This is a genomic window from Streptomyces jumonjinensis, from assembly GCF_009600885.1.
Taxonomy (GTDB): Bacteria; Actinomycetota; Actinomycetes; order Streptomycetales; family Streptomycetaceae; genus Streptomyces; species Streptomyces jumonjinensis.
The window spans coordinates 1-2,312 of record NZ_VCLA01000173.1; the positions used below are offsets into that span (position 1 = coordinate 1).

Below are 2,312 nucleotides of genomic sequence, written 5' to 3' on the forward strand. Positions count from 1 at the left end.
ACTGTGCTCGTCACGGTGTGAGGCGTGAGATGGAACACCGGTCTAGAGCATGGCCTAGTGGAGGACGGTGAGGGAGACGGAGCCGTGGGTTTGGGTGATGCCTTGCGCGTTGAAGCAGCCCAGGGGGTTGGCGGGGAGCAGAGCGATGACGAGTTCGACGGTGGATCCGGCGAATTTGCCGGAGGTGATCGGGCCGGTGGCGACGATCACGGGGATTCCGTCGGGTCGCAGGCCGACCACGGAGGAGAAGGCGGCGTTGCTGACGGCGCCGGTGTTCCAGAGGATGGTGCCCGTGGCGTCGAAGTCTCCCGTGGTGCAGCCGAGGTCGCCCTGTCCGCTGCCGCTGTAGCCGGAGACGGTGGTGATGGCGGGGTCGGTGCTCGTGCAGGGGCCGGCGCTGCCGGTGAAGGAGATGTTGGTCGGCTTGGGGTTGAGGGTGATGCCGGGTGCGTAGGTGACGGTGCCGGTGCCCACCGGGCAGGAGACGTCGACGGTGAGGGCCGCGGACCCGGCCGTTGTTCTGGCCGGTGCGGAGGGGGCGGCGGTTCCGGGGCTCGCGGAGGCCATGAGCAGGGCGCTCGCGGCAAGGGACGCGGCGGTCAGGGTGCGCAGGACCGCGGACGCGGCGGACCGTCGCCGTGCGGCCGGCCGGCTGCGGTTCGCTGAGGGCAGGGGTGAGTACAGGGACATGAGGATGCCTCCGGTCTTCTGTGTGGCTCCGGCGACGCCGGACATGAAGAGCGACGTCTGCACGGAGTGATCCGGCACGGTGCCACCCGCTGCGTGCTGCGGGGAATCACCCGGCGCAGAGCTCTTGTACCTGGCTTGCCCGCCCTGTTGGGCGGTGAAAGGTCCTGTCCTACGAACGAGTGACTTCTATGACCGGCAGCACTGCCCGAAGGGAGCCCCCGCCGCTGTCTGCCCCTGCCCTGCGGTCCACGGTGAAGTCAGCGCCCCGACGTCGTCGTTGAGTAGCCCACGCCACACAAGACGCGCTACCGCCGCATGCTCAGAGCCCGCCCGCTCCGGCGCGCACCGCACCGCCACCCCATAGGCGGCGTGCGCTACTCCCACCCCGGTGACCTCGATGAGGTGGGAGACGGCGGAGGTGGCCGCGCCCCGGCTGCCCTTCTTCTTGCGGTTGGCGGCTCGGTCCTGCTTCTCCGGGATGACGGTAGCCATCGGGATGGAATCCCCACCGCCAGGTGAGGATCCCGAGCACCTGCCGTCCCGGCCTCCGCCGATCAGCACCGAGTCAACGTTGAGGCGAAATCATCCAGATTCCGCCGGGCCCTCCATCCCTGGTGTTCGGCTTTGGCCGTGTCGAGTACGACGGTGTGGGCCAGCTGGTCGACGGCGTACCGGGTCAGCGGGGGCTCGGCGTTCTGGCGCAGCCGGGACAGGGTCTCGGCTGCCGCCGCGGCCCCGTGGGCCAGGGGCAGCGGGAGGTGGCCGATCCGGGCCCGTACGCCGTGGGCGCGCAGGACCGCGCGTACCGCGTCGTCGCGGGAGTACGGCGCGGAGTCGGCGATGTTGTACGCGCCGGGCGGCCAGCCGGCGGCGGTGAGGCAGGCGTCGGCGAGGTTCTCCACGGCGGTCAGACTGAGCCGTACATCGGGGCCGGGCAGCAGGAGGAGTCCGGCGCGGACGCGGGCCAGGAGACGGGGCGTCAGATGGGGGTCGCCGTCTCCGTAGACCGCGCGGGGGCGCAGCACCACCGCCCCGGCGGCCAGTGCCAGGGCCTCGCCCGCGGCTTTGGTGCGGCCGTAGGCGTTGAGCTGTCCGTGTACGGGGTGGCTCTCGGTGACGCGTTCCCGGCCGGGCCCGGGGGCGTAGACGCTGGCGCTGCTCACCCACACCACCGGCCGGCCGGCCGCCGCCTCCAGCAGCCGGGCCGTGCCGTCGACGTTGACGGCGCGCATCGCGGCCTCGGCCGGTGAGCCGGGCACCGGGTCGCCGACCGAGGCCGCGCAGTGCACGACGACATCGGCCCCGGCGAGATCGGGTGGGTCGGCGGCGGCGTCCCAGGGGATGTGGCGTCCGACGGGCCCCGGTCGCCGCCCCACGCAGAGGACGTTCGCGCCCCGGGCGGCGGCGAGGGCGGCGATGTGGGAGCCGCAGAAGCCGCTCGCCCCGGTGACGGCGATCGTGGTCATCACAGCTCTCCAGAGGTGGTGGTGGCCCGGACGGTCAGCGAACGCCAGCCGGGCAGCGCCGCGTGCCGGTCGGCACGGGAGCGCACCACGGTCGGGCGGTACGGCGCGAGCGCGGCGAGGGTGTCGTCGAGTTGGGCGCGGGCGAGCCGCGCCCCC

3 protein-coding genes are annotated in these 2,312 nt (G+C 72.8%); all 3 read right to left on the minus strand.

The genetic code is table 11. From position 1 onward, the window contains the following. Positions 1 to 54: 54 nt before the first annotated feature. Complete coding sequence (locus FF041_RS26640) at positions 55 to 753, minus strand: hypothetical protein (RefSeq protein WP_153525209.1); 699 nt, start codon at positions 751 to 753, stop codon at positions 55 to 57. Positions 754 to 876: 123 nt separating this feature from the next. Beyond that, on the minus strand, positions 877 to 1,182 hold the full coding sequence (locus FF041_RS26645) for a hypothetical protein (protein WP_153525210.1): 306 nt from the start codon (positions 1,180 to 1,182) through the stop codon (positions 877 to 879). 62 nt (positions 1,183 to 1,244) lie between these two features. Then, the gene (locus FF041_RS26650) at positions 1,245 to 2,156 is read right to left on the minus strand and encodes an NAD-dependent epimerase/dehydratase family protein (RefSeq protein WP_153525211.1); all 912 of its coding nucleotides are present in this window, start codon (positions 2,154 to 2,156) and stop codon (positions 1,245 to 1,247) included. Between the last annotated feature and the right edge of the window lie 156 nt (positions 2,157 to 2,312).

What these genes read in the sequence shown, in the direction of transcription:
- FF041_RS26650 (WP_153525211.1), bottom strand. Translation starts at nt 2,156, where the DNA reads ATGACCACGATCGCCGTCACCGGGGCGAGCGGCTTCTGCGGCTCCCAC.
- FF041_RS26645 (WP_153525210.1), bottom strand. Translation starts at nt 1,182, where the DNA reads ATGGCTACCGTCATCCCGGAGAAGCAGGACCGAGCCGCCAACCGCAAG.